The following is a 2841-nucleotide window of genomic DNA, read 5'->3' as shown; positions in this document are numbered from 1 at the left end:
GGTCCCGGCTTCGGCTTCGACCTCCGGCCCGTTGATCTCGCCCTTCCCCACCCTCGGCCCGGATCTTCCGCCGCGCCGCTGTCGGTCCCCGCCGCTACGCTCCGGCCGTGGCCCAGGCTCTGGAACTCACCGTCGGCGAGCGCGTGGTGCGGGTGTCCAACCCGGACAAGGTCTACTTCCCCGAGCGGGGCATCACGAAGCGGCAGGTGGTCGAGTACTACCTGGCCGTCGCGGAGCCGCTGCTGGCGGTGCTGCGGGACCGGCCGACGACGGTGACGCGGTTCGTCGACGGGGTGGCGGGGGAGGCGTTCTACCAGAAGCGGGTGCCCAAGGGCGCGCCCGAGTGGGTGCGGGTGGTCGGCGTGCGCTTCCCGTCCGGCAGGCCCGCCGAGCAGGTCAGGCCGACCGAGGCGGCGGTGCTGGCGTGGGCGGCGAACCTGGGCACGCTCGACTTCCACCCGTGGCCCGTGCGAGCGGACGACACCGACCACCCGGACGAGCTGCGCGTGGACCTGGACCCGCAGCCGGGCACCGGGTTCCGCGAGGCGGTGGAGGCGGCGGGGGTGCTGCGGGAGGTGCTGGGGGAGCTGGGGATGACCGGGTACCCGAAGACCTCCGGTGGGCGCGGGGTGCACGTGGCGGTGCGGATCAGGCCGGAGTGGGACTTCGTGGACGTGCGGCACGCGGTGATCGCGCTGGGCCGCGAGGTCGAGCGGAGGGCCCCGGACCTGGCGACGACGTCGTGGTGGAAGGAGGAGCGCGGCCGGAAGGTGTTCCTGGACTTCAACCAGGCGGCGCGGGACCGGACGATCGCGTCCGCGTGGTCGGTGCGGGGAACGCCGGGCGCGACCGTGTCGACGCCGGTGACGTGGGAGTCGCTGGGCGAGGTGGACCCGGTGGCGTTCGACGTGCGCACGGTGCCGGACTACCTGCGGGACGTGGGCGACCCGCACGCCGGGCTGGACGGGGAGGCGTTCGGGATCGAGGAGCTGCTGGGGTGGTACGCGGACGACCCCAGGGGGGAGATGCCGTACCCGCCGGACTACCCGAAAATGCCGGGGGAGCCGCCTCGGGTGCAGCCGTCGAAGGCGCGGAAGGCGGAGCAGGGCTGACCCGGTCCCGAGTCGACCGCCGCGCGGGGCGGACCGCAGCCGCAGCGGCCCCGGAGAACCCCTGCGCCGCGCTCGGGTCGGGCGCCGGTCCGCGCGGCAGGGTCCTCCGCGCCGCGCGAGGAGGACCCCACCGGACACGGGCGATCGCCGGTCGGCGAGTGGCGGAGCGGTCCCCGTCGCGTGCGGGCGGGGTCGCTGGATCGGGTGGAGCCTGCGGTGTCGAGCTGCGGGAACGCCGGGGTTCGGGGTCGCGCCGGTAACGGCCGTCCGGTCGTCCGCGACCTCCGGGTGTTCCGCTCACCTGGAGGTCGCCGTGGTCCAGCAGTTCCCGTCGAACGGGTCGAAGCCGCCGCGCGCCGCGCTGTGGGTCGCGGGCGTGGTCGGGGCGCTGATCGTGCTGGGCCTGGTGGCGAACGGGCGCGGCGGGGACACCGGGGCGGAGGGCGGGGTCGCCGAGCCGTCCACCGCGGCCCCGGCGCGGCTCACCCCGGTGGGCGCGCCGACGACCTCGGCAGGCGCGCCCACCACCTCGGTCGGCGCGGCGGCGGTCAGCGCGGCGGAACCCGCCCCGCTCCCCGAGCCGTCCCCCGTCGAGACCTGCGTGGTGCCGGACGTGGTGGGCATGGTCCACCAGGGCGCGCAGGACACCATGCAGGCGGCCGGGCTGTACCTGCTGCGCGAGGAGGACGCCACCGGGCAGGGGCGGCTCCTGCTGTACGACCGGAACTGGGTGACCACCGCGCAGAGCGTCCCGGCGGGACAGGTGGTGGACTGCTCGACCGCGATCACGCTGTCCGCCAAGAAGATCGGCGAGTGACGGGCTGAGACCCGCCGGGGCCGACCAGCGCGACCACCCGCCGCCCGCCCCGCCCGCCCCGCGCGCCCGAGGCGTCGAGCCGGTGAGCGTCGCGCGGCACGCCGACCCTCCCCGCGTTCTCCCTGCTCACGGCCGCGCACGAGTTGCGCCGACCGGCGGAAGTCCGGTTCGGGCGGTCGATCGGGCGCTGCTCCTCTCGTACCATGGACCCGGTTGTCGGTCGGTCCCGAGGAGGTGGGCAGGGTGGTGGACTCCTACGTCGTCCGGTACGTCGGCGGGCCGCTCGACGGGCGGGTCGACTCGGTCGCGCGGCCCCGGCCCGAGCCCCGGCCGACCGTCAAGCACGTGCACCTGCACGGCGGGCCCAAGATCGTGCACCACTACGACCTGCACTACGCCGTCGAGTACGGGTGCGAGTACCGGCTCCGCGTCGACGACGAGGACGAGGTCGGGGGCGAGCGCGGGGACGGCGGCGACGGCGCGTGCGGGGGCGCGGGCGAGGGCTGAGCGGGGGCCGGACCGCCGCGCGCGGGTGATCATCCACTGTGGACTCGACCGCCGCCCGCGGCGCCACTGCCGCCGCCCGGCGCGATTTCCCTTGCGCCGCAAAGCCAACCGCCTCCTTGCGCTCCGCAGTCACCCGGTCGCACAGTGGTGTCCCCGCGTGCGCGAGGGGCAGCCACCCGCCGGGAATGTCGGTGCCGTAGGGCAAGCTGCACCCCGAAGAAGTTGATCAGTGGAGGTGCCGATGGCCAAGGCCAAGCAGAGTCTGTCCCCCGAGGACCTCGACCACCTGCGGGCTGAACTCGACGCGGGTCGGCAGCCCCCGGTGTGGTTCACCGCCTCGGCGGTGGGGATGGAGGCGGGCAAGTCGGCCAAGGTGCTGGCGCTCACCGACCCGCCGGAGGGCGA

At 75.5% G+C, this 2841-nt stretch carries 3 protein-coding genes; all 3 read left to right on the top strand.

Annotated features, from left to right (window positions below):
- Positions 1–107 precede the first annotated feature (107 nt).
- The 3 genes from ligD (at position 108) to ACTUAL_RS07615 (ending at position 2436) form a co-directional block, all read left to right on the top strand.
- Positions 108–1112 carry a non-homologous end-joining DNA ligase gene (ligD, locus tag ACTUAL_RS07625; RefSeq protein WP_440899746.1) on the top strand — a complete coding sequence of 335 codons (1005 nt, stop codon included), beginning with the start codon at positions 108–110 and terminating at the stop codon, positions 1110–1112.
- A gap of 313 nt (positions 1113–1425) precedes the next feature.
- Positions 1426–1929, top strand: a complete 504-nt coding sequence (locus ACTUAL_RS07620; RefSeq protein WP_440899745.1) for a hypothetical protein — start codon at positions 1426–1428, stop codon at positions 1927–1929.
- 213 nt (positions 1930–2142) lie between these two features.
- Positions 2143–2436 carry a hypothetical protein gene (locus tag ACTUAL_RS07615; protein WP_440899744.1) on the top strand — a complete coding sequence of 98 codons (294 nt, stop codon included), beginning with the start codon at positions 2143–2145 and terminating at the stop codon, positions 2434–2436.
- Positions 2437–2841 lie beyond the last annotated feature (405 nt).

The sequence above is a fragment of the Actinosynnema sp. genome, from assembly GCF_052038725.1.
This window is presented reverse-complemented; position numbering and strand designations above follow the sequence as displayed.